Source organism: Burkholderia sp. BKH01 (assembly GCF_025685725.1).
Classification (GTDB): domain Bacteria; phylum Pseudomonadota; class Gammaproteobacteria; order Burkholderiales; family Burkholderiaceae; genus Burkholderia; species Burkholderia pyrrocinia_C.
Genome location: NZ_JAOTQT010000040.1, coordinates 14070 through 36316, shown reverse-complemented (window position 1 = coordinate 36316; position 22247 = coordinate 14070). Strand labels below are relative to the sequence as shown.

The window sequence follows — 22247 nt, the reverse complement described above, 5'->3', positions numbered from 1 at the left end:
GACATATGCCAGCATATGTCTAAAATGGGCGCATCGTACTCCCATGGAGTGGCTCATGCGCACCGTTTCCATTTTCAAGAACGCTCGTAACCAGGCAATCCGCATCCCGAAGGACATGGAGTTCGAGGGGGTGACGGAACTCGAGATTCGCCGCGAGGGTGACACGCTGCTGCTGCGCCCTGTGCGCCCCACGTGGCTCTCGTTCGCGAACGAACCGCTGGCCGACGCCGAGTTCCTCGCCGAACGCCCGGCCGTCATCGAATCCGGCCGCTTCGACCTGTCCGGCGACGCCGGCGCGCCGACGGAGTCCGGCCGGTGACCACGCTCTACATGCTCGATACGAACATCTGTTCGTTCATCATGCGCGAGCGGCCGCCCGTGGTGCTGTCGCGGTTGCAGTCGTGCGTCAACGCTCAGCACCGGATCGTCGTGTCGGCGATTACCTATGCCGAAATGCGGTTCGGGGCCGTGGGCAGGAAAGCGTCGCCGAAGCATGCGGAACTCGTGACGGCCTTTGTTTCGCGGCTGGATGGCGTGCTGTCGTGGGATACGGCGGCCGTCGACGCAACGGCCGCGATTCGCGCGGATCTCGCCGCGCGCGGCACGCCGATCGGCGCGAACGACGCGTCGATCGCAGGGCACGCGATCGCGGCCGGCGCGGTGCTCGTCACGAACAACGGCCGCGAATTCGGTCGTGTCGCCGGGTTGTCGCTCGAAGACTGGGCGGCCTGAGCGCAGTGCGGCGAAAGCGCGATGACGTTGCTGTTTCGCAGCGGCGCGTCACGCGTGCGGCGCGGGCGGATCAACGAGGAACGCGTTGCGGAACGCGTCGAGATACCGGTCGGCATCATCGATGAATTCACCCGGCAACTGCGCGAACGCGCGTGCCAGCAGATCCTGGCCGAGCGCCGCGTAAGTCGCTGCGTCGGACAACAGCGCGCGGATGGCGTCGCGCGTGTGCGGCGAGGCAATCCGCTTCGCATCCCGCGCGAGCAGCGCGGCGGCGGCGAGGCCCGGCTGGAACGCATGCGCCTCGAGCAAATCCGGCGCGGCTTCCCAGATGCGCTCGCGATTGCCGGCGTCGTGAAAATTGCGCAGCAGGAACAGCAGGTCGTACGCGTCGCTGTTCTGGCGCGCGCGCCGGTCCTTCCATGCGAGCAACTTCAGCAGCGCGAGCGCCGGCAGGCTGGCCACCGGCACCATGGTGCGCGCGTCGATCGACACCGGCTGCGCCGTGTCGACCGCTTCCTGGAACCCCAGCACGTTCAGCACGAATTCGCCGCCCGGCGGCCATACGATCTCGCCCGGCGGCGTTTCGAGCGGCCCGAACGGCACGAGATCGAGCTCCGTGCGAAAACCGTGCGTTCCGCTATCGAACAGCAGTTTTTGCTGCTGCTTCGGCGCGCGCGTGAATTGCCCGGTCGCGACGAGCGCATCGACGAGCTGCTCGTGGAACGGCCAGCTCACCGCGCACACCGCGACGTCGACGTCCCGCGTCGCGCGCATCGGCCGGATGCCGTGTACATGCCACATCAGGATGTCGCGCGCGGTTGCGCCGGCGACGACGAACGCCGCGTCGAGACGCGCGCAGGTGCTGCCGACCGCTTGCAGCAGCGCGACTGCCGCCGGCTCGAGCGGCCGGCGCGCATCGACTTCAAGCGGGCGGATGGGCGAGGTATCGGTCATGGATCCGTTCGGCGGCGGCAAGATTGCGGCTGTCCCCGGACGAGACGAGATCCGCATAGATCAGGAGCGGCGGCACGAGCGGCACATCCTGCTCGCGCCAGTCGAGCGCAGGCGTGCGCGGCCAGAATGCTTCGAGGATTTCGACGTCGCCGCGCTCGTCCGGACGCAGGCGGGCCTGGAGCAGCAGGCGGGGCGACACCGCGCCGTGCGTATAAACGGTGATCGCGGCCGGCTTCAGGTCATGCGTCAGCAGGTCGGCCGCCGGCTCGCCGCCGAGCCGCGCATCGAACGACGCGAAATCGAAGCCGCGCCACCAGTCGGGCGCGAGGCCGGCAAACCGGCGGCTCGACAGTTTCGCGCGCAAGCGGCTCGGGTACAGCGCGACCCATTCCTGCACGAAGCGCGGCCAGTCGGGAATCAGGCGCTCGCCGTTGCGGCGCTGCCCGACGAGGCCGCGCGCGATCAGATCGTCCATCGCGAGATTGACCGTGCCGAGCGCGACGCCCGACGCGGCGGCAATCCCCCGATACGGCTGCGCAACGAGGCCCGGCTGCGTCGCGAGTGCGAACATCACGGCCAGTCCCTTCGGTGTCGTCGCGCGCGAGGCCTGCCGGCGCGGGGTGCGTGCGGGCTTCGGCCGGCCCGCGATCATCACGGTCGCCTCCGGTTGAATCAGGCATGCGTTGCCGGCGGTGTCGAGAAACGGGATGCCCTGGTCGGTCAGGCCGGCGGCCAGTTCGGCCGAAAGATACGGCGCGATCAGCATCAGCGGCCGTTCGCCGGGCTTCGCGGTAGCGCCGCCGCGGCGGTGCAATTGCGCGACTGCGCCCGGCAGCGATTCGGCGCGCAGGCTCACGGCAGCCGGCATTTCGAATGCCTTTCCGGCAATGTCGAAGCAGATCATCGCATCGGCACGCGCGGTGTACTCGGCCGGCACCCGCACGGGCCGCGCGCTGAAGCGCCGGGTCGCGCGTTCGAACGCGGCGCAGGCTTCGTCGAGCACATGCTGTTCCGACATCGGGAGGGTGGCGTTCTCGGGCATCAGAGGCGATCGCTTGTTCACTTCTTTGTCAGCGTACACAAAAAATGTACAAACGTCAAAAAAGTGAACGGATATCCGCAAGTCCTTGATGCGTAGGAAGTATTTCAGATGTCGGAGCAGCCACCACTAGAGCCTCATACCCGGAAAATCGATGCGGAGCGCACAGTTTCACGTGTCCGGATCATGCGCGGCAGTCGTCCGGATAGCCGGCTTGCGCTTATTGCGCGCCGTGCCCGATACGGCAACCATCGGTTGCTACCGTAACGACTTTCCGCCTGCCCGGTTGTCGGCGAACCGTCTATCCTTGCCTGCACATTCCCCACCGCACACAGGAGACGACACCGTGACGCACAGCGTGATTCCCGCAGGCCTCGCCGACGAAATGATCGAGATCCGGCACCGCATCCATGCTCACCCCGAACTGGGCTTCGAGGAATTCGCGACGAGCGACCTCGTCGCGGAGCAACTGCAGTCGTGGGGCTACACGGTGCATCGTGGGCTCGGCGGCACGGGCGTCGTCGCGCAGTTGAAGGTCGGCGACGGCATGCAGCGCCTCGGCCTGCGCGCCGACATGGACGCGCTGCCGATCCACGAGGCGACGGGCCTGCCGTACCAGAGCACGATCGCCGGCAAGATGCACGCATGCGGCCACGACGGCCACACGGCGATGCTGCTCGCCGCCGCGAAGCATCTCGCCCGCGAGCGCCGCTTCTCGGGCACGCTGAACCTGATTTTCCAGCCGGCCGAGGAAGGGCTCGGCGGCGCGAAGAAGATGCTCGACGAAGGCTTGTTCGAGCAGTTCCCGTGCGACGCGATCTTCGCGATGCACAACATGCCGGGCTTCCCGACGGGCAAGTTCGGTTTCCTGCCGGGGCCGTTCATGGCGTCGTCGGATACCGTGACCATCGACGTGCAGGGCCGCGGCGGCCACGGCGCGGTGCCGCACAAGGCGATCGATCCCGTCGTCGTCTGTGCGCAGATCGTGCTGGCACTGCAGACGATCGTGTCGCGCAACGTGTCGCCGCTCGACATGGCGATCGTCACGGTCGGCGCGATCCACGCGGGCGAGGCGCCGAACGTGATTCCCGACCGCGCGCAGATGCGCCTGTCGGTGCGCGCGCTGAAACCGGAGGTGCGCGACCTGCTCGAGACGCGCATCAAGGAAGTCGTGCATGCGCAGGCGGCCGTGTTCGGCGCGACCGCGACGATCGACTACCAGCGCCGCTACCCGGTGCTCGTCAACGATGCGGAGATGACCGCGTTCGCGCGCAACGTCGCGCGCGAGTGGGTGGGCGATGCGAACCTGATCGACGGGATGGTGCCGCTTACCGGCAGCGAGGATTTCGCGTTCCTGCTCGAGAAGCGGCCGGGCTGCTACCTGATCATCGGCAACGGCAACGGCGACGGGGAGGGCGGCTGCATGGTGCACAACCCGGGCTACGACTTCAACGACGCTGCGCTACCGACCGGCGCGTCGTACTGGGTGAAGCTGGCCGAGGCGTTCCTGGTTTAAAGCAGAGGCTCGGCGGCGTTTCTGCCGCCTCCCGGTGTGCGCTGCGCGTCCGCGAAATCGGACGCGCGCGGACCGCACACGTTGATTTGACGCTCCTTGACATCGACGGGACAAGTCGCGTGCTACGCTGCGCGCGACGCCGGATCGGCTCGATGAATACAGGTGTGGACGAAATGCGAAAACAGCTTCTGACCGTGCTGGCGGCCTGCGCGGTCGGCGTTCTGGCGGCCGGGTGCGACGACCAGAAGGTGGCCGATGCGGTGAACGCGATCAAGCCCGATCCGATGGCGTTCGGCAAGCTGCAGCCGGGCGTCTCGACGACCGAGGACGTGCTCCGTCAGGCCGGCAAGCCCGAGATGGTCAGGCAGGGTGACGACGGTTCGCAACGGTTCGAGTATCCGCGCGGCCCGTACGGCACGAGCACCTACATGCTCGATTTCGGGCCCGACGGCCGGCTCGTGTCGATCACGCAGGCGCTGACGGCGGCGAACATCGCGAAGGTCGTGCCCGGGATGTCGAAGGACGACGTGCGGCAACTGCTCGGCAAGCCGACCGAGGTCGCGCAATACGCGTTGAGCCATGAAGAGGTGTGGAGCTGGCACTGGGCCGAGGGCGGTGTATCGGGCGATGCGATGTTCAACGCGCATTTCTCGCCCGACGGCACCGTGATCCGGACTTCGCGTTCGGAAGCGCCGGGCCGCGAAAAACCCTGACCTTGCGGTGTCGCGGCGCTTCACCGTTTTTCCGTCAGAACGCCGTGCCGTCGAACAGCGCTGCCGTCATCTCCGGATTCGACGGCCAGTACATGTGCATGTACGTCGCGACGATCGCGCCGCTGCGATAGACGGCTTCGCCGCTGCCCGGCGCGCCGTCGGAGCGCACCGAGTTCGCGACCGGTTCCAGCGGCGTCGCGAGCCGCGAATAATGAAACGTATGCCCGCGCATCGGCCCGGTGCGCGTATCGAGCCGCTGCATGCCGAGCGCCGCGAACCGGCGCTGCATCGTCGCCTGGCCCGGCAACAGGCCCAGCATTGGCGTCGTTGCGCCGTCCACGTCGGTCAGCGATTCGCACAGATACACCATCCCGCCGCATTCCGCGACGATCGGCCGATCCGCGGCCGCATGCGCACGAATCGTCCGCGCGGTTTCTGCATTCGCCGTGAGCGTCGCCGCATGCAGTTCCGGATAACCACCCGGCAGGAATAGTGCGTCGCAATCGTCCGGCACCGGTTCGTCGGCGAGCGGCGAGAAGAACCGCAACTGTGCACCGAGCGCATCGAGCAGCGCGAGATTCGCCGGATAGATGAACGAGAACGCCGCATCGCGCGCAACCGCGATCCGCTTGCCGGCGAGCGCACGCGGCAGCGGCACCGCGCAGTCCGGTTCCGCGAACGCGACGGCAGGCGGCAATTCGGCGAGCGCCGTCTGCGCGAGCGCGTCGGCCGCGCGTTCGAGCCGCGCATCGAGGTCGTCGATGTCGGCCGGCTGGTGCAGGCCGAGATGCCGCTCCGGCAGCGCGATACCCGCATCGGCCGGCACGTGGCCGAGCCAGCGTAGGTCGGCAGGCAGCGCCTGTTGCAGCAATTCCGCATGCCGGACCGAGCCGACACGGTTCGCCAGCACGCCGTGAAACGGCAGCCCCGGCCGGAACCGCGCGAGCCCGAACGCGATTGCCGCGAAGGTCTGCGCCATCGCCTTCGCGGAAATCACCGCGACGACCGGCACGCCGAACGCGGCCGCGAGGTCGGCACTGCTCGGCGTGCCGTCGAACAGCCCCATCACGCCCTCGATCAGGATCAGGTCCGCGTCGCGCGCGGCCTCGGCCAGCAGCGCGCGGCAGCCGGCCTCGCCGACCATCCCGAGGTCGAGCGCATGCACGCTCGCGCCGCTCGCGCGTTCGAGCAGCATCGGATCGAGAAAATCGGGCCCGGTCTTGAATACGCGCACGCGGCGGCCGAGCCGGTGGTGCAGCCGCGCGAGGCCGGCCGTCACCGACGTCTTGCCCTGGCCGGACGCGGGCGCGCTGACGAACAGCGCGGGACAGGCCGGCACGCTCAGAACTCCACGCCGCGCTGCGCCTTCACGCCTTGCTCCTTGTACGGATGCTTGACGAGCCGCATTTCGGTGACGAGATCGGCCGCGTCGATCAGCGCATCGGGCGCGTGCCGCCCGGTGACGACGACATGCACCGACTCCGGACGCGCGACGAGTGTCGCGAGCACTTCGTCGAGCGGCAGGTATTCGTACTTCAGCACGGTGTTCAGCTCGTCGAGGATCACCATCCGGTAGTCGCCGCTTTCGATCATCCGGCGCGCCTCATCCCAGCCCTTGCGCGCGGTCGCGATGTCGGCGTCGCGGTTCTGCGTGTTCCACGTATAGCCGTCGCCCATCGTCACGAAGTCGCATTCCGCGACCGCGCCGAGGAAGTCGCGCTCGGACGTGTGCAGCGCCCCCTTGATGAACTGCACGACGCCGAGCCGCATGCCGTGGCCGAGCACGCGCACGGCCATGCCGAACGCGGCCGTGCTCTTGCCCTTGCCGTTGCCGGTGTGGACGATCAGCAGGCCTTTTTCATGGGTGGCGGCGGCCTGCTTCTTCTCGTGGCCGGCACGGCGGCGTTCGGCCATCCGCTGATGGGATTCGGAATCGGTCTTCATCGGGAATCGTCCTGTCGAAAGCGAAACAAAGGGTTCAGAGCGGGCCGGCGAATGCGACCGTCACGCCGTCCCGGATGGATTTGGGGCCCAGCAGCCGGCCGTGCGGCGCCGCGAGTTGCGCGCACGGTTCGGCCACGCCCGCGACGCCGAAGCGCGCGAGCGCGGCGTCCGACGGGCCGCTCGCGGCCAGTTCGGGACGGCTCGAGAGTTGCGCCGCGTCGAACGCGACGAGCGGCCAGCCGCGTCGCGCGCACAGCGTGCGCAGCGCGCGGGCACGCGCCTTGTCGGCGAGCGTTGCGACGAGCGCCGGTTCGGCGGCGGGGTAGAGCGCCAGCGCCGCGCGGATCGCGGCATCGAGTTGCGCGGCCGTCACGCCCGCGCGGAACCCGACGCCGAGCGCGACCCGCATCATGCGCCGCCGCCGAGCGCCGCACGCACCGCGGGATCGTCGGCAAGTGCCGCGACGCGGCCGATCACGACGATCGCGGGCGAACCGATGCCGGTCGCGCCGACGCGTTCGACAACGGTGTCGAGCGTCGCGAGCACGTGCCGCTGTTCGGGGCGTGTCGCGTTCTCGATCGCCGCGCACGGCGTATCGCCGGGCAGGCCGCCGTCGCGCAGCGCCGCAGCAATCGTTTCGAGCCGGCGGATGCCCATGTAGATCACGATCGTCATGCGCGTGGCCGCCAGCGCGCGCCAGTCGGGCTCGTCGGCGCCCGCGCCGTGGCCCGTGACGAAGATCACGCCCTGCGCGTCGCCGCGCTGCGTGACCGGAATGCCGAGCGCGGCCGGCGCGGCGATGCCCGCGGTGATGCCGTTCACGACCTCGACCGGAAAACCGGCCGCACCGAGCGCGGCCAGTTCCTCGCCGCCGCGGCCGAACACGAACGGATCGCCGCCCTTGAGCCGCGCGACGCTGCGGCCGGCGCGCAGGTGCGCGAGCATCGCGGCGACGATTGCTTCCTGCGGCGTCGACGCATGGCCGCCGCGCTTGCCGACATGCTCGATGTGCGCGTCGGCGCGCGCATGGCGCAGCACGTCGGGGTTCACGAGATCGTCGACGAGCAGCACGTCCGCCGCGCCGATCGCGCGCACGGCCTTGAGCGTCAGCAGGTCGGCGTCGCCGGGGCCGGCGCCGATGAGCCAGGCGCGGCTCATCGCGCGCGGCACGGCGCGCACCGTGTCGAAACAGTGGAAAGGGGAAGGCGGGCGGCACATCGGCGGCCGGCGGACAGGCAAGGCATGGCGGATCGGGCGAAGCCCGCGCGAACGCGGGTGGAATGCGCACCCCATCCGTCCCCCGCGGATCGGGCGTTCGGCGAGCGTCGGGCTCACCCCTTGCGTCGGCCGGTATCCGGGCTGGCCGCTTGCCAGGCCGCGGCCTTCCCGCCCGGCTGAAGGGCAGTGGCATCGTGGGCGGCATGGGCGCGAGCGCGGGGAAGCGCGTCGCGCGGGCGGCGTACCGTTGCGGGGACAGCACAGGCCGGGCGGACGTCCGCCTCCTGTTTCCCGTTTAACTGCATGCGCGGAATGCGCATGCGAGCACCGAACGCGGCGCTACGATAGCACAGCGATCCGCCCGCGCGAACCCGCTTCGCCGATGCCGGAAGCGGCCTCCGGCATGGCGCGGCAGCCATGCAAGCCGCCGTTCGGCGGGCCGCGCCGCCTTGACGCTCCCGCCCCCGACGCCTACACTCGCACGCGTTTTGGTGCTCGCGCGCGCCCTCCGGCGCACGCAGTTAAACGGGAAACAGGGAGCCTGCCTGCGTCGCAGTCGGGCCAACCTGTGCTGCCCCCGCAACGGTAAGCGAACGCATCGTGCCCGCCGCGATGCAGCGCCGCTTCGCCGCATGCCGCGCGCATGCGGACGACCGCCACTGGATGCCCTGCGCATCCGGGAAGGCGAAGCGGCGTGTTCGTCAGCCCGGATACCGGCCTAAACGTTGGGGTTCAGCGCCGCGGGGAGGCGGCGCATCGTCCACGGCCGCAGCATGCCCGACACCCGAGCGTTTCCCGATTCCCGTCGTCCGACCGCCTGCGCGAGTGCGCACGATCCGGCCCGATGAAGGGCCGGACCGCACGGGGCGAGCAGCGACGGCCGTGTTGGCATTCTTCATGTCGACCGTTCGCAAAGGAGCACCATGCTCGATTCTCTGTTTCGCCTGTTCAACGATAGCCCGTCCGGGCTGCGCGGCAAGATCGTCGCGATCTATGCGCTGCTGATCGCCTTCAACGCCGGTGCGTGGATCTGGGCGTTCGTCGCCTTCCACGGCCAGCCCGTGCTGCTCGGCACCGCGCTGCTCGCATACGTGTTCGGGCTGCGCCATGCGGTCGACGCCGACCACATCGCGGCCATCGACAACGTCACGCGCAAGCTGATGCAGGAGGGCCGCAGCCCGCTCGGCGCGGGCCTGTTCTTCTCGCTCGGCCATTCGACGGTCGTGATCGTGATGTCGGTCGTGGTCGCGCTCACGGCCGCGTCGCTCGCGCGCTTCGAGAGCATGAAAGCGTGGGGCGGCGTGATCAGCACGAGCGTGTCGGCGTTCTTCCTGCTGGTGCTCGCGATCGCGAACCTGCTGATCCTGATTTCCGTCTACCGGACGTTTCGCGCCGCACGGCGCGGCGAGCCGATCGTCGACGCCGATCTCGACCTGCTGCTGAATCAGCGCGGCGTGCTCGCGCGCCTGTTCCGTCCGCTGTTCCGGCTCGTGTCGCGCAGCTGGCACCTGTATCCGGTCGGGTTCCTGTTCGGCTTCGGCTTCGATACGGCGACCGAGATCGCACTGTTCGGCATCTCGGCGGCGCAGGTGCAGGGCGGCCTGTCGTTCTGGTCGGTGATGGCGCTGCCGATGCTGTTCACCGCCGGCATGACGCTGGTCGACACGACCGACGGCATCCTGATGATGGGCGCGTATCGCTGGGCGTACGTGCGGCCGATCCGCAAAATCTACTACAACATGACGATCACCTTCGTGTCGGTGCTGGTCGCCGCGTTGATCGGCGGCATCGAGGTGCTCGCGCTGCTCGCGGACAAGCTGTCGCTGCAGGGCCCGGTGTGGGGCTTCGCGTCGATGGTGGCGTCGCACTTCGGCATGCTCGGCTACGTCGTGATCGGCCTGTTCCTCGCATGCTGGCTCGTGTCGGCCCTGATCTACCGGTTAAAGCGCTACGACGAGATCGACGTGACGATCTCGACCTGACCTCCCTTACGACCCTGGATATTCCATGACCCTACGCAAGCTGCCCGTCACGATCGTCACGGGCTTTCTCGGCAGCGGCAAGACGACGCTGATGCGCCACATCCTGCAGCACGCCGAAGGCCGCCGCATCGCGGTGATCGTCAACGAATTCGGCGAACTCGGCATCGACGGCGAAATCCTCAAGGGCTGCGGCATCGGCTGCGACGACGCGCAGGACGAAGCGTCGGGCCAGCTTTACGAGCTCGCGAACGGCTGCCTGTGCTGCACCGTGCAGGAAGAGTTCTATCCGGTGATGGAAGCGCTCGTCGAGCGCCGCGCGGACATCGACCACGTGCTGATCGAGACGTCGGGGCTCGCGCTGCCGAAGCCGCTCGTGCAGGCGTTCAACTGGCCGACGATCCGCAACAGCTTCACGGTGGACGCGGTCGTGACCGTCGTCGACGGGCCGGCCGCCGCGAGCGGCCAGTTCGCGGAAAACCCGCAGGCCGTCGACGCGCAGCGCCGCGCCGACCCGAACCTCGACCACGAATCGCCGCTGCACGAGCTGTTCGCCGACCAGTTGTCGTCCGCCGATCTCGTGATCGTGAACAAGGCCGATCTCGTCGGCGACGCGCAGTTCGCGCAGATCGAAACCGCGATCCGCGACGAGATCCCGCCGCTGGTGAAGATCGTGCGCGCGACGCGCGGCGAGCTCGACCTCGCGATGCTGCTCGGCCTCGAATCGGCGTCGGAAGAAACGATCCACCTGCGCCACGATCATCACGGCTCGGCCGACGACGGCGATCACGATCACCATCACGACGATTTCGACTCGGTGGTCGTGTCGGGCGACGCAGGCACGCGCGAAGCGACGATCGCCGCGCTGCAGCATGTCGTCGAAGCGCACACGATCTACCGCGCGAAGGGCTTCGCCGCGCTGCCCGGCGCGCCGATGCGGCTCGTGATCCAGGGCGTCGGCCGCCGCTTCGACAGCTACTTCGACCGTCGCTGGCAGGACGGCGAAACGCGCGCGAGCCGCTTCGTGCTGATCGGCGAGGATCTCGACGCGGCCGAACTGCAACGCGCGTTCGACGCCGCGTGCGCGGCCGAACCGCAACAGGCGTAACGCGCGATGCATCTGCTGCGCACCACGCCGGGCGGGTTCGTCGACGATACGCAGGGCGTCGTCCGGATCGACCAGCAACCGGCCGACATCGTGATCCTGAGCTCGGCCGACACGACGCTGTCGCTGCTCGCGAGCGTCGTGCCGCACTTGCCGGCCGGCTTCCCGAGCGTGCGGCTCGCGAACGTGACGTTCCTGCGGCAGCCGGCGTCCGTCGATTTCTATGTCGACGACGTGCTGCGCCACGCGAAGACGGTCGTGATCGATCATCTCGGCGGCGAAGCGTACTGGCCGTACGGGATCGAGCAGGCCGTGTCGCTCGCGTCGAAGCGCGCCCAGCAGCTCGCGATGTTCTCGGGCGACCTGCAGGAAGACCCGAACCTCGTCGCGAAAAGCACGGTCGCGCCCGACCTGTGCCGGCTGTGGTGGCGCTACCTGCGCGAAGGCGGCGTGCACAACGCCGAAGCGCTGCTGCGCAGCATCGCATTCCATACGCTCGGCTTCGGCGACGAACCCGAGCTGCCGCGCCCGCTGCCGGCCGCCGCGCTGTATCACCCGGCGCGCGACCGCGCGAGCGTCGACGACTGGCGGCCGCGCTGGACGCCCGGCGCGCCGGTCGTCGCGATCCTGTTCTATCGCGCGCACTGGCAAGCCGCGAACACGGCCGTGTTCGACGCGCTGGCCGACGCGCTCGTCCAGGAAGGGCTGAATCCGCTGCCGATCGCGGTGACGTCGCTGAAGGACGCGGTGAGCCGCGAGGTCATCACGCAGCTCTGCGACACGCACGGCGTCGCGCTCGTGCTGAACACGACCGCGTTCGCGGCCGGCGCGATCGATGCCGCCGAGCCGGACGTGCTCGCGGGCGACGCGCCGGTGCTGCAGGTGATCCTGTCCGGCGGCAATCGCGACGCGTGGGTGGCCGACAACCAGGGCCTGCATGCGCGCGACATCGCGATGCATATCGCATTGCCCGAGGTCGACGGGCGCATCGTCACGCGCGCGGTCAGTTTCAAGGGGCTCGCGTATCGCTGTCCGCACACCGAGGTCGACGTCGTGCGCTACCAGCCGGACGCCGAACGGATCGCGTTCGTCGCGGCGCTCGCGCGCGGCTGGTGCCGGCTGCGCACGCTCGACAACGCGAGCAAGCGCATCGCGCTGATCCTCGCGAACTATCCGCAAAGCGAAGGGCGGATCGGCAACGGCGTCGGGCTCGACACGCCGGCGTCCGCGCTGCGCGTGCTCGCGGCGCTGCGCGATGCGGGCTACGCGGTGGCCGACCTGCCGCCCGACGGCGACGCGCTGATCGCGCGGCTCACCGAAGGCGTGACCAATGACGCGGCTGTGCATGCGTTGCGCCCGGCGTTCCAGAGTTTCGCGCTGGCCGACTACGTCGCGCATTTCGCGCGGCTGCCGGCGGCCGTGCGCGACGCGCTGAACGAACGCTGGGGTCCGCCCGAAGCCGACCCGACGCTGCGCCACGGGCGTTTCACGATCGCGGGCTGGCGCGCGGGCAACGTGTTCGTCGGCATCCAGCCGTCGCGCTCGCGCGGAGAGAACGACTACGCGAGCTACCACGACGCGGATCTCGTGCCGCCGCATGCGTATCTCGCGTTCTATTTCTGGCTGCGCGATGCGTATCGCATCGACGCGGTCATCCATCTCGGCAAGCACGGCAACCTCGAATGGCTGCCGGGCAAGAGCGTCGCGCTGTCCGACGCATGCTGGCCCGACCTGACGCTCGGGCCGCTGCCGCACCTGTATCCGTTCATCGTCAACGATCCGGGCGAGGGCAGCCAGGCGAAGCGCCGCGCGCAGGCGGTGATCGTCGATCACCTGATGCCGCCGCTCACGCGCGCGGAAAACTACGGCCCGCTGCAGGATCTCGAGCGGCAGGTCGACGAATACTACGAAGCGTTGATGGTCGATGCGCGGCGCGCGAAGCTGCTGAGGAAGACGATCCTCGCGACGATCGCCGAACACCGGCTGCACGACGAACTGAGCGTATCGCCGCCGCGCGGCGCGGGCGACGAGGATGCGCTGCTGACGCGCGTCGACGCATGGCTGTGCGAATTGAAGGAAGCGCAGATTCGCGACGGGCTGCATGTGTTCGGCTTGTCGCCGGCCGATCGCCAGCGGCGCGACACGCTGCTCGCGCTCGCGCGCTTTCCGGTCGGCGACGGCAAGGGCGCGCGCGCGGGGCTGATCGGCGCGCTCGCGCGCGACCTGATGCTCGGCGACGATTTCGATCCGCTGTCGGCCGACTGGGCCGCACCGTGGGCCGGCCCGCGACCGGCGATCCTGCAGGCGCTCGATGCATCGCCGTGGCGCCATGCGGGCGATACGCGCGAGCGGCTCGAACGGCTCGCGCAGCAATGGCTCGACGGGCTGTGTGCAGCCGCAGGCGGCAACCCCGGCACCGATGCGACGCCGCCGGGCGAATGGCCGCATACGCTCGCGGTGATCGAACGCGTCCGTTCGACGCTGATGCCCGCGCTCGATGCATGCGGCGGCGAGGAAATGCGCCAGCTGATGCGCGGGCTCGACGGCCGCTTCGTGCCGCCGGGGCCGAGCGGCTCGCCGTCGCGCGGCCGCCCCGACGTGCTGCCGACCGGGCGCAACTTCTACTCGGTCGACACGCGCGCGGTGCCGACGCAGGCCGCGTGGTCGCTCGGCCTGAAATCCGCGCAGCAACTGATCGAGCGCCATCTGCAGGATCACGGCGACTATCCGCGCGCGATCGGCTTGTCCGTATGGGGCACGGCGACGATGCGCACGGGCGGCGACGACATCGCACAGGCGTTCGCGCTGCTCGGCGTGCGGCCGAAATGGGCGCACGGCAGCCATCGCGTGACCGATTTCGAGATTCTGCCGATCGAGATCTTCGACCGGCCGCGCATCGACGTGACGCTGCGCGTATCGGGCTTCTTCCGCGACGCGTTCCCGAACCTGATGCACCTGTTCGACGCGGCCGTGCAGGCCGTCGCCGAACTCGACGAACCCGAAGAGCTGAACCCGGTCCGCGCGCGCATCGAGCGCGAACGCGCGAAATGGATCGCGCAGGGCGTGGCGCCCGACGAAGCGCGGCGCCGCGCCGGCTGGCGCGTGTTCGGCGCGCGGCCGGGCAGCTATGGCGCGGGCCTGCAGGACCTGATCGACCAGCGCCGCTGGCAGACCGACGCCGATCTCGCCGATGCCTACCGCCAGTGGGGCGGGCATGCGTATGCGCAGAACAGCGCGGGCGACGCCGCGGCCGACGTGTTCGGCGAGCGGCTGGCGACGATCGACGTCGTCGTGCAGAACCAGGACAGCCGCGAGCACGACATCCTCGATTCGAACGACTACTACCAGTTCCAGGGCGGGATGACGGCGGCCGTGCGGCACCTGTCCGGGCAGCAGCCGAGTATCTACCACGGCGACCATGCGAACCCGGTCGCGCCGAAGATGCGCACGCTGCGCGAGGAGATCGCGCGCGTGATCCGCTCGCGCGTCGTCAACCCGAAATGGCTCGACGGCGTGAAGCGCCACGGCTACAAGGGCGCGGCCGAGATGGCGGCGACCGTCGACTACCTGTACGGCTATGACGCGACCGCGCGCGTGCTGTCCGACCACCAGTACGCGCTCGTCGCCGACGCGTACCTGTTCGACGACGACACGCGCGCGTTCCTCGAACGGCACAACCCGAAGGCGCTGCACGGCATCTGCGAACGCTTCGTCGAGGCGATGCAGCGTGGCCTGTGGCAGCAGCCGGGCGACTATCGCGAGCGGATCGAAGCGGTCTGGCTCGAAAGCGAACAACTCCAGGAAGGAGGACGGCGATGACCGATCCGACGCTGCACCGCGCGCGCGCGGTCTTTCCGTTTGCGGCGCTCGTCGCGCAGGACGCATTGCAGCAGGCGCTGCTGCTCGCCGCGATCGATCCGTCGCTCGGCGGCGTGCTGGTGAGCGGGCCGCGCGGCACCGCGAAATCGACCGCCGCGCGCGGCCTCGCGGAGCTGCTGCCCGAAGGGCAGTTCGTCACGCTGCCGCTGTCGGCGAGCGACGAACAGGTGACCGGCACGCTCGATCTCGCGCATGCGCTGGCCGAAAACGGCGTGCGCTTCCGGCCGGGCCTGCTGGCGCGCGCGCATCTCGGCGTGCTGTATGTCGACGAAGTGAACCTGCTTGCCGACGGGCTCGTCGATACGCTGCTCGACGTCGCCGCGAGCGGCGTGAACATCGTCGAGCGCGATGGCGTATCGCACGCGCACGATGCCCGCTTCGTGCTGGTCGGCACGATGAATCCCGAGGAAGGCGAGCTGCGTCCGCAGTTGCTCGACCGCTTCGGGCTGATGGTCGAGCTTGAGAACTGCTTCGATGCCGCGCAGCGCGAGCGGATCGTGAAGGCGAGGCTTGCATTCGATCTCGATCCGGATGCGTTCCGCGTCCGTCATGCAGCCGCGCAGCGCGAACTCGGCGACCGGATTCATGCGGCGCGAGCGCGGCTGGCGATGCTCGATTTCGACGACGCGGTGCATGCGCGCGTCAGCGCGCTGTGCATCGACGCGGCCGTCGACGGGCTGCGCGCCGATCTCGTGATGCTGCGCGCCGCGCGCGCACTCGCCGCGCTGGAACGGGCCGATGCGGTGACGGTGTCGCATGTGGAGCGCGTGGCCGAAGCGGTGCTGCGGCACCGGCGCCATGCGGGTACGCCGCCGTCTTCCGGCGCGTCGCAGCCGGACCGCCAACGTGACGAACGTGACGACCGCTCGCCGCCGGATGCGCGCCAGCGGCCGGAAGACCAACCGGGAACGACGAAGAACGACATCGCCGCATCGCAGGGCGACTGGGGCTACCTGCCGCCCGAACCCGCCGGGCTGCGCGACGTGAAAAGCGTCGTGCCGCTGCCGCTAAAAAAACGCTGAGCCATCGAGCCGGCGCCGCCGCGAACGCCGTTCGCGGTCCTCGATGGCAATCAGGCGCAGCCGCGCGCGTGCCGGGCACGGCGCGCGCCGGCACTTCCGTTGCGTGGCCGGCGACGCTCGCCGCGAAACGCGGCGATTCGCTGCACCACGGCCATCTGCGCTTCCGGCAGCGGGCCGGCACGCCGCACGCGCTGCATTGCTTCGTGCTCGACTGTTCGGCGTCGATGCTGTCGCACGACCGGCTCGCGCTGGCGAAGGGGCTGATCGTCGCGTATTTCGATCGCGCGGCGCGCGAGCGCGTCGAAACCGCGCTGGTCTGCTTCGGCGGCAATGGCGCCGCGCGGCGCTTCGGGCCGGCCGTGCCGCGCTGGTGGAACGCGCGCTGGCTCGAACCGGTCGACGGCGGCGGCGGCACGCCGCTCGCGGACGGCATCGCGGCCGCCGCGAACCTGCTCGCGCGCGAAGCGCGGCGCGAGCCCGGCAAGCAGCGCTGGCTGTGGGTGCTGTCCGACGGCCGCACGCGCGAAGCGCCGGCGAAACCCGCGGCGGCCGATCATGTCGTGTTCGTCGACTTCGACGACGCGGCCGTGCGGATCGGGCAGGGCGTGCGGCTCGCTGCTGGGTGGGGCGCGCAGTGGGTGACGGCCGATGCGCTTTGTACGGACCTCGCGGGCTGAGCGGGCCTCACGGACCTAGCTGATCTAGCTGATCTAGCTGATCTCGCGGGCCGAGTGACGGCCGCAAGGCCAGGGCCGGCGGTGCGATATGATCGCCGCTTCTGCTTCACCCCATTGGAAAACCTGCCATGCAAGTATTGGTCGATGCCGACGCGTGTCCCGCCGTCATCAAGGACATGCTGTTTCGCGCCGCGCGTCGTGCCGAAATCCGCGTAACGCTGGTCGCGAACCAGTTTCTGCGCACGCCGCCGTCGCCGTTCATCAAGGCCGTGCAGGTACCGGCCGGCTTCGACGTGGCTGACGCACGCATCGTCGAGCTGGCCGAGGCCGGCGACCTCGTGATCACCGCCGACATCCCGCTGGCCGCCGCCGTGCTCGACAAGGGCGCGCACGCGCTCGACCCGCGCGGCAACTGGTTCAGCCGCGAGAATATCGAGGAGCGCCTGTCGACGCGCGCGATGATGGAGCAGTTGCGCAGCGCGGGCATCGACACGGGCGGGCCGGCGCCATTCAGCGCGCGCGACGGCAAGACGTTTGCATCGCAGCTCGACCGGTTCCTGGCGCGATACGGCAAGTCGTAAGGCCGCGTTTCGGCGGCCAGTCGTAATCGATCGTTCCACATACGGAAGCGCTCGCACGCGCCACACGGCAATGCGCAGAATCCGCATCGGAACGTGTGCTTCGCTCAGGGCCGGATGCAGGTTTTCGCCGGCGCTGATATCGTGGCGCGAACCCTTACACAGGAGCGCACGCGTGTCACCGACCCAACTTCTCGTTCCGACTTTCACCCAGATGCTGCGCGCGCAGTCCGCGTGGCTCGACAAGGCTGTCGCGCACGGGCAGGCCGCGGGCGGCGAGCCCGATGCGGCGATGACGCTGAAGCTGGCGGCCGACATGTATCCGCTCGCCGCACAGGTGCGCTTCTCGTGCTTCCAGGCGATGGAGCCGGTCTACCGGCTGCGCGGCGAGCCGCTGCCGGCCGCGCTGCTGGCATTGCGCGAAGCCGGATGGAATGCGGATGCGCAGCCCGGCTCGCTGAGCGACGCGCAGGCGATCATCGCGGGCACGCTCGCGTTTCTCGGCGAACTCGCGCCGGATGCGCTCGATGGCGGCGCCGCGCTGCCGATCGCGCTCGAACTGCCGAACGGCATCGCGTTCGACCTGACGGGCGAACAATACGCGCGCGACTGGGCGCTGCCGCAGTTCTACTTCCACGCGATCGCCGCGTACTCGATCCTGCGCCATCACGGCGTCGAGCTCGGCAAGGCCGACTACGTGGCGCACATGCTCGCGTACGTGCGGCCCGGCACGATTCCGCACGGTTAAGTGGCGAGCGGGCAAGCAAGCCGCGAAGCGACATGACGCGGGCACTGTTCATCTGCAGCCGCAACCGGCTGCGCAGCCCGACGGCCGAAGCGGTATTCGCCGCGTGGCCGGGTGTCGAGACCGACTCAGCGGGCCTCGCGCCGGATGCGGACACGCGCCTGTCCGCCGAGCAGCTCGAATGGGCCGACATCGTCTTCGTGATGGAGCGCGCGCACAAGGCGAGGCTGTCGGCGCAGTTCGGCACCCGGCCAAAGCGCAAGAAAATCGTCTGCCTCGATATTCCCGACCGCTACGCGTTCATGCAGCCCGAACTCGTCGCGCTGCTTGAACGCAAGGCCGGCCCGTTCCTGCGAACGTGACCGGCGCAGGCGGCATCGATATCAGCGCTGCGGGCCGTCCGCGATCGCCGAAAAGCAGTCGAGGCGCAGCAGCTCGATGATCTTGCGCGTCGGCACGCTCGCACGGAGCGTGTCGAGCCGGTCGACGGTGAACCACTTGCAGCGGGCGATCTCGTTGCTCGCGCGCGGGGTCAGGTGCGCCGGCACGTCGGCCACGAACACGTGATGCAGTTTCGCCAGCCCGCCGAACTGCACCGCGTAGTCGAGCACCAGCCCCTCCAGCCGCGTTTCCTCGGCGAGCTCCCGCTGCGCGGCCTCGAGCGGCGTCTCGCCGCGCCGGATCGTGCCGCCCGGCAGCGACCAGCGCGACGCGGTGCGGGCGACCAGCAGCACGCTGCTGCGCTGGCGGCACACGATCGTGGCTCGTTCCTTGATGACGGCGAGAATGTCCGGCCCGGTACTCATGTTCGGCAAAACAGGTGCTGAATCGTGGAGAAAATGCGCGTCGGCGGTTCGTGGTCCGGCCGCGGGCCGCGACGGCATGCAGGCAGCCGCAGCGATCTTACCGGCCGTTCGTGACAGTTCCGTGCATGGCGCCGCGCCGCGTGGGCCGTGTCATGCGTGCGTGTAGGTCCCGCTGCGCGTCGGCTTCGCGTGGCGCGAATGGCGGCGCTGGTGAACGGCGCGCCGGTGATGGGGCGGCACCGTCACGTGCCGGCGCGCGGGCGCTGGCCGTGCGGTCGGCGCGGCGGCCTGCGGTGCCTCGGCCGGCATCTGCGTCTGCGTCTGTCCTTCGCCGAAATGGAAAGTCCGGGTTTGCGCGTGTCCGACGCCCAGCGTCGATGCCAGCATGAAGGCCGCCAGCAGGATCCGTTTCATGAATATTCCGCCTTGCTTTTTTCGAGATGAAGGTTGCCCGCCAGCTTAACGAAGGGCGGGGTGGTGCCGCAACCGGCCGGGTTCGGTGTCGTCTCCAGTCGCGCCCGGCGACGTTATCCGCGCCTCGCGCCGGGTGCATCCGGGCTTGACAACATAATTCTTGAGTGTGAATATAAATTCACATACAAGAATTATTCGCCGAATCCGGAAAGTCGCGCCGCAGGCGCCGGCCGCCGGAACCGGCAGTCCGATCAACCGGAACCAGGAGCGGGACGCATGGCGGAACGGGAGCAGCAGGGCGCGCTGGCGGGATTGCGCATCGTCGATCTGTCACGGGTGCTGGGCGGCCCGTACGCGACGCAGATCCTCGCCGACCACGGCGCGGAAGTGATCAAGGTCGAACCGCCGTCCGGCGACGAGACGCGCACGTGGGGCCCGCCGTTCGACGGCGACACCGCGTCGTATTTCCTCGGCGTGAACCGCAACAAGCTCGGCGTCGCGCTCGACCTGACGCAGCCGGACGACCGCGAGCGGCTGCTCGGCTTGCTTGAACATGCCGATGCAGTCGTCGAGAACTTCAAGATCGGCACGATGGAGCGCTGGGGGCTCGGTTTCGACGCGCTGCATGCGCGGTTTCCGCGCCTCGTCTATTGCCGCGTATCGGGCTTCGGCGCGGACGGCCCGCTCGGCGGGCTGCCCGGCTACGACGCGGCCGTGCAGGCGCTTGCGGGGCTGATGAGCGTCAATGGCGAAGCAGGCGGCGCGCCGCTGCGCGTCGGTGTGCCGATCGTCGATCTCGTCACCGGGCTGAACGCGGCGCTCGGCGTGCTGATGGCGCTGCGCGAGCGCGACGCGAGCGGCCGCGGCCAGTTCGTCGAATCGACGCTGTTCGACTGCGCACTGTCGATCCTGCATCCGCATACGCCGAACTTCTTCCATTCGGGCAACGCGCCCGTGCGCACCGGCAATGCGCATCCGAACATCACGCCGTACGACAGCTTTCCGACGGCCACCGTCGACATCTTTCTCGCGGTCGGCAACAACGGGCAGTTCGCGGCGCTGTGCGACGTGCTCGGCACGCGCGACTGGCCCTGCGATCCGCGTTTCACGGATAACCGCGCGCGCAGCGCGAACCGTGCCGCACTGCGCGCGCTGCTCGAAACGGCGTTGGCCGGACACGACGGCGCGGTGCTCGCCGAGCAACTGATGCGCCGCGGCGTGCCGTGCGCGCCCGTGCTCGGGCTCGATGCGGCGCTCGACCATCCGCATGTCGCGCACCGGGAGATGAAGGTCGAGCTGGGCCGCCATCGCGGCATCGCGTCGCCGATCAAGCTCGGCCGCACGCCGGCCACGTACCGGCGGCCGCCGCCCGCGCTGAACGAACACGCGGCGCAGGTCTTCGCCGAAGCCGATAACGATAACGGCACCCGCCGGGACTGACCGGCATCGCGGCCGCCGGCCGTGCCGCACCCCCGACGGCGGCGCACGGCCGTGCGGGTCGCATACCCCGTTCGGACACCACGCCGGCCCGCGCACGGACGCACCGGCTGAAGAGGAGACGCATCATGCTCGCATGGATCGGCGCGATCGCCATCGTCGCGCTGTTCGGCCTGATCATCACGAAGCGGCTGTCGCCGCTCGTGGCGCTGATCGTCGTGCCGGTGGCCGCGTCGCTCGCGGCCGGTTTTGGGCTGACGACCGGCAAGTTCATCGTGCACGGCGTACAGAACATCGGCCCGATCGCCGGGATGTTCGTTTTTGCGATTCTATTTTTCGGAATCCTCACCGATGCGGGGATGCTCGACCCGATCATCGCGGGCGTGCTGCGCGTGATCGGCTGCCATCCGCCGCGCATCGTGATGGGCTCCGCGCTGCTCGCGCTGCTGATCCATCTCGACGGCTCGGGCGCCGTCACGTTTCTCGTCACGCTGCCCGCGATGATGCCGCTCTATACGCGGCTCGGGATGGATCGCCGCATCCTCGCGTGTGTCGCGTCGATGGCGGCCGGCGTCAACTTCCTGCCGTGGGTCGGGCCGATGCTGCGCGCGTCGGCGGCGCTGCACATTCCCGGCTCGGCGATCTTCATGCCGATGATTCCGGTGCAGATCGTCGGGCTCGCGTTCGTGTTCGGCACCGCGTACGTACTCGGTGCGCGCGAGGCGAAACGGCTCGGGCTCGATCGCGCCGGCGCGGCGTCGCTTGCGATCGCACCGCGCGAGCTGACCGACGCCGAACGCGCGCTGCGCCGGCCGGGCCGTTTCCGCATCAACCTCGCGCTGACGCTCGTCGTGCTCGGCACGCTGGTGTCGGGCATCGTCGACCCGATGGTGATGTTCATGCTCGGCACGGTCGCCGCGCTCGTGATCAACTACCCGGACGTGCAGGCCCAGCGCGAGCGGATCGACGCGCATGCGAAGGCCGCGCTGATGATGGCGAGCGTGCTGCTCGCGGCCGGCGCGTTCACCGGCATCATGTCCGGCACCGGGATGCTGAAGGCGTTGGCGGAAGTCGTCGTCGCGCACGTGCCGGTCGAGCATGCGCGCCACATGCCGTTCGTGCTCGGGCTGCTGTCGATGCCGCTCAGCCTGTTGTTCGACCCCGATTCGTTCTACTTCGGCGTGCTGCCGGTGCTCGCGGAAAGCGGCAAGCTGCTCGGCGTGCCGCCGATCCAGATGGCGCAGGCCGCGCTGCTCGGCCAGATGACGACGGGCTTTCCGGTGAGCCCGCTTACGCCCGCAACGTTCCTGATCGTCGGCCTGACCGGCGTCGAGCTTGCCGAGCACCAGAAATTCACGATTCCGTTCCTGTTCGCCGCCACCGTGCTGATGGTCTTCGCCGCGGTCGCGACGGGCGTGTTTCCGTTATGAGCGCGCCCGGACCTGTCGTTTCGCGCCAGGCCCCCCGAGGGGACTTCCTTCTGGACCGA

At 69.3% G+C, this 22247-nt stretch carries 22 protein-coding genes and 2 riboswitches; of the genes, 14 read left to right on the top strand and 8 right to left on the bottom strand.

Features of this window, described 5'->3' with window-relative positions:
• Positions 1-55: 55 nt before the first annotated feature.
• Both vapB and OEJ37_RS33385 read left to right on the top strand, forming a co-directional pair.
• The gene (vapB, locus tag OEJ37_RS33390) at positions 56-319 is read left to right on the top strand and encodes a type II toxin-antitoxin system VapB family antitoxin (protein WP_174418732.1); all 264 of its coding nucleotides are present in this window, start codon (positions 56-58) and stop codon (positions 317-319) included.
• The gene (locus tag OEJ37_RS33385) at positions 316-732 is read left to right on the top strand and encodes a PIN domain-containing protein (RefSeq protein WP_027787436.1); all 417 of its coding nucleotides are present in this window, start codon (positions 316-318) and stop codon (positions 730-732) included. Before vapB ends, OEJ37_RS33385 begins: the two co-directional genes overlap by 4 nt.
• Before the next feature lie 48 nt (positions 733-780).
• On the opposite strand, the gene OEJ37_RS33380 is transcribed toward OEJ37_RS33385, so the two are convergent.
• Positions 781-1686 (bottom strand): nucleotidyl transferase AbiEii/AbiGii toxin family protein, encoded by a 906-nt coding sequence (locus OEJ37_RS33380; RefSeq protein ID WP_174418731.1) that lies wholly within the window; start codon positions 1684-1686, stop codon positions 781-783.
• Entirely contained in the window at positions 1655-2728 is a 1074-nt protein-coding gene (locus OEJ37_RS33375; RefSeq protein WP_263349256.1) for a type IV toxin-antitoxin system AbiEi family antitoxin, read from the bottom strand. Before OEJ37_RS33375 ends, OEJ37_RS33380 begins: the two co-directional genes overlap by 32 nt.
• A gap of 343 nt (positions 2729-3071) precedes the next feature.
• On the opposite strand from OEJ37_RS33375, the gene OEJ37_RS33370 reads away from it, so the two are divergent.
• Positions 3072-4241, top strand: coding sequence for a M20 aminoacylase family protein (locus OEJ37_RS33370; protein ID WP_263349253.1), 1170 nt, complete (start codon positions 3072-3074; stop codon positions 4239-4241).
• A gap of 173 nt (positions 4242-4414) precedes the next feature.
• Complete coding sequence (bamE, locus tag OEJ37_RS33365) at positions 4415-4954, top strand: outer membrane protein assembly factor BamE (RefSeq protein WP_174418728.1); 540 nt, start codon at positions 4415-4417, stop codon at positions 4952-4954.
• A gap of 34 nt (positions 4955-4988) precedes the next feature.
• Here the strand turns inward: bamE and OEJ37_RS33360 are convergent, their stop codons facing one another.
• From OEJ37_RS33360 to cobA, 4 genes are read right to left on the bottom strand one after another with little or no spacing between them, the layout of a single operon-like run.
• Positions 4989-6293, bottom strand: a complete 1305-nt coding sequence (locus OEJ37_RS33360) for a cobyrinate a,c-diamide synthase (RefSeq protein ID WP_263349251.1) — start codon at positions 6291-6293, stop codon at positions 4989-4991.
• A 2-nt stretch (positions 6294-6295) separates the two neighbouring features.
• Complete coding sequence (gene cobO / locus OEJ37_RS33355; RefSeq protein ID WP_034184156.1) at positions 6296-6898, bottom strand: cob(I)yrinic acid a,c-diamide adenosyltransferase; 603 nt, start codon at positions 6896-6898, stop codon at positions 6296-6298.
• A 34-nt stretch (positions 6899-6932) separates the two neighbouring features.
• Positions 6933-7310, bottom strand: a complete 378-nt coding sequence (locus OEJ37_RS33350; RefSeq protein WP_263349248.1) for a cobalamin biosynthesis protein — start codon at positions 7308-7310, stop codon at positions 6933-6935.
• Positions 7307-8116 (bottom strand): uroporphyrinogen-III C-methyltransferase, encoded by an 810-nt coding sequence (gene cobA / locus OEJ37_RS33345; protein WP_175920454.1) that lies wholly within the window; start codon positions 8114-8116, stop codon positions 7307-7309. The genes OEJ37_RS33350 and cobA overlap by 4 nt, the downstream gene beginning before the upstream one ends.
• Before the next feature lie 109 nt (positions 8117-8225).
• A riboswitch (cobalamin riboswitch) is annotated at positions 8226-8463 on the bottom strand.
• Positions 8464-8588: 125 nt separating this feature from the next.
• Positions 8589-8853, top strand: a riboswitch (cobalamin riboswitch).
• A 186-nt stretch (positions 8854-9039) separates the two neighbouring features.
• Between cobA and OEJ37_RS33340 the strand changes: the two genes are divergently transcribed.
• The 8 genes from OEJ37_RS33340 (at position 9040) to OEJ37_RS33305 (ending at position 18463) form a co-directional block, all read left to right on the top strand.
• Positions 9040-10098, top strand: coding sequence for a HoxN/HupN/NixA family nickel/cobalt transporter (locus tag OEJ37_RS33340; RefSeq protein ID WP_175920455.1), 1059 nt, complete (start codon positions 9040-9042; stop codon positions 10096-10098).
• A gap of 25 nt (positions 10099-10123) precedes the next feature.
• The gene (cobW, locus tag OEJ37_RS33335; protein ID WP_263349244.1) at positions 10124-11203 is read left to right on the top strand and encodes a cobalamin biosynthesis protein CobW; all 1080 of its coding nucleotides are present in this window, start codon (positions 10124-10126) and stop codon (positions 11201-11203) included.
• Between the two features lie 6 nt (positions 11204-11209).
• A complete protein-coding gene (gene cobN / locus OEJ37_RS33330; RefSeq protein ID WP_263349242.1) occupies positions 11210-15019 on the top strand; it encodes a cobaltochelatase subunit CobN in 3810 nt (1269 codons plus the stop codon).
• A complete protein-coding gene (locus OEJ37_RS33325) occupies positions 15016-16101 on the top strand; it encodes an ATP-binding protein (RefSeq protein WP_175920458.1) in 1086 nt (361 codons plus the stop codon). Before cobN ends, OEJ37_RS33325 begins: the two co-directional genes overlap by 4 nt.
• A 68-nt stretch (positions 16102-16169) precedes the next feature.
• On the top strand, positions 16170-16778 hold the full coding sequence (locus OEJ37_RS33320) for a vWA domain-containing protein (RefSeq protein WP_175920459.1): 609 nt from the start codon (positions 16170-16172) through the stop codon (positions 16776-16778).
• Between the two features lie 128 nt (positions 16779-16906).
• Positions 16907-17359 (top strand): YaiI/YqxD family protein, encoded by a 453-nt coding sequence (locus OEJ37_RS33315; protein ID WP_174418719.1) that lies wholly within the window; start codon positions 16907-16909, stop codon positions 17357-17359.
• 172 nt (positions 17360-17531) lie between these two features.
• Positions 17532-18104, top strand: coding sequence for a DUF1993 family protein (locus tag OEJ37_RS33310; RefSeq protein WP_175920460.1), 573 nt, complete (start codon positions 17532-17534; stop codon positions 18102-18104).
• A 32-nt stretch (positions 18105-18136) separates the two neighbouring features.
• The gene (locus tag OEJ37_RS33305; protein WP_175920461.1) at positions 18137-18463 is read left to right on the top strand and encodes a low molecular weight protein tyrosine phosphatase family protein; all 327 of its coding nucleotides are present in this window, start codon (positions 18137-18139) and stop codon (positions 18461-18463) included.
• Positions 18464-18484: 21 nt separating this feature from the next.
• On the opposite strand, the gene OEJ37_RS33300 is transcribed toward OEJ37_RS33305, so the two are convergent.
• Entirely contained in the window at positions 18485-18907 is a 423-nt protein-coding gene (locus OEJ37_RS33300; protein ID WP_175920462.1) for an NUDIX hydrolase, read from the bottom strand.
• 150 nt (positions 18908-19057) lie between these two features.
• Positions 19058-19321, bottom strand: coding sequence for a hypothetical protein (locus OEJ37_RS33295; RefSeq protein ID WP_175920463.1), 264 nt, complete (start codon positions 19319-19321; stop codon positions 19058-19060).
• 276 nt (positions 19322-19597) lie between these two features.
• On the opposite strand from OEJ37_RS33295, the gene OEJ37_RS33290 reads away from it, so the two are divergent.
• Positions 19598-20761, top strand: coding sequence for a CaiB/BaiF CoA transferase family protein (locus tag OEJ37_RS33290; protein WP_175920464.1), 1164 nt, complete (start codon positions 19598-19600; stop codon positions 20759-20761).
• Between the two features lie 125 nt (positions 20762-20886).
• Complete coding sequence (locus OEJ37_RS33285; protein ID WP_174418713.1) at positions 20887-22188, top strand: CitMHS family transporter; 1302 nt, start codon at positions 20887-20889, stop codon at positions 22186-22188.
• Positions 22189-22247: the final 59 nt, after the last annotated feature.

Excerpts from the sequence above, each read along its gene's own strand:
- vapB (WP_174418732.1), top strand. The coding sequence starts at position 56 with ATGCGCACCGTTTCCATTTTCAAGAACGCTCGTAACCAGGCAATCCGC.
- OEJ37_RS33380 (WP_174418731.1), bottom strand. The coding sequence starts at position 1,686 with ATGACCGATACCTCGCCCATCCGCCCGCTTGAAGTCGATGCGCGCCGG.
- OEJ37_RS33375 (WP_263349256.1), bottom strand. The coding sequence starts at position 2,728 with ATGCCCGAGAACGCCACCCTCCCGATGTCGGAACAGCATGTGCTCGAC.
- bamE (WP_174418728.1), top strand. The coding sequence starts at position 4,415 with ATGCGAAAACAGCTTCTGACCGTGCTGGCGGCCTGCGCGGTCGGCGTT.
- cobO (WP_034184156.1), bottom strand. The coding sequence starts at position 6,898 with ATGAAGACCGATTCCGAATCCCATCAGCGGATGGCCGAACGCCGCCGT.
- OEJ37_RS33350 (WP_263349248.1), bottom strand. The coding sequence starts at position 7,310 with ATGATGCGGGTCGCGCTCGGCGTCGGGTTCCGCGCGGGCGTGACGGCC.
- cobA (WP_175920454.1), bottom strand. The coding sequence starts at position 8,116 with ATGTGCCGCCCGCCTTCCCCTTTCCACTGTTTCGACACGGTGCGCGCC.
- OEJ37_RS33340 (WP_175920455.1), top strand. The coding sequence starts at position 9,040 with ATGCTCGATTCTCTGTTTCGCCTGTTCAACGATAGCCCGTCCGGGCTG.
- cobW (WP_263349244.1), top strand. The coding sequence starts at position 10,124 with ATGACCCTACGCAAGCTGCCCGTCACGATCGTCACGGGCTTTCTCGGC.
- cobN (WP_263349242.1), top strand. The coding sequence starts at position 11,210 with ATGCATCTGCTGCGCACCACGCCGGGCGGGTTCGTCGACGATACGCAG.
- OEJ37_RS33325 (WP_175920458.1), top strand. The coding sequence starts at position 15,016 with ATGACCGATCCGACGCTGCACCGCGCGCGCGCGGTCTTTCCGTTTGCG.
- OEJ37_RS33315 (WP_174418719.1), top strand. The coding sequence starts at position 16,907 with ATGCAAGTATTGGTCGATGCCGACGCGTGTCCCGCCGTCATCAAGGAC.
- OEJ37_RS33305 (WP_175920461.1), top strand. The coding sequence starts at position 18,137 with ATGACGCGGGCACTGTTCATCTGCAGCCGCAACCGGCTGCGCAGCCCG.
- OEJ37_RS33300 (WP_175920462.1), bottom strand. The coding sequence starts at position 18,907 with ATGAGTACCGGGCCGGACATTCTCGCCGTCATCAAGGAACGAGCCACG.
- OEJ37_RS33295 (WP_175920463.1), bottom strand. The coding sequence starts at position 19,321 with ATGAAACGGATCCTGCTGGCGGCCTTCATGCTGGCATCGACGCTGGGC.
- OEJ37_RS33290 (WP_175920464.1), top strand. The coding sequence starts at position 19,598 with ATGGCGGAACGGGAGCAGCAGGGCGCGCTGGCGGGATTGCGCATCGTC.
- OEJ37_RS33285 (WP_174418713.1), top strand. The coding sequence starts at position 20,887 with ATGCTCGCATGGATCGGCGCGATCGCCATCGTCGCGCTGTTCGGCCTG.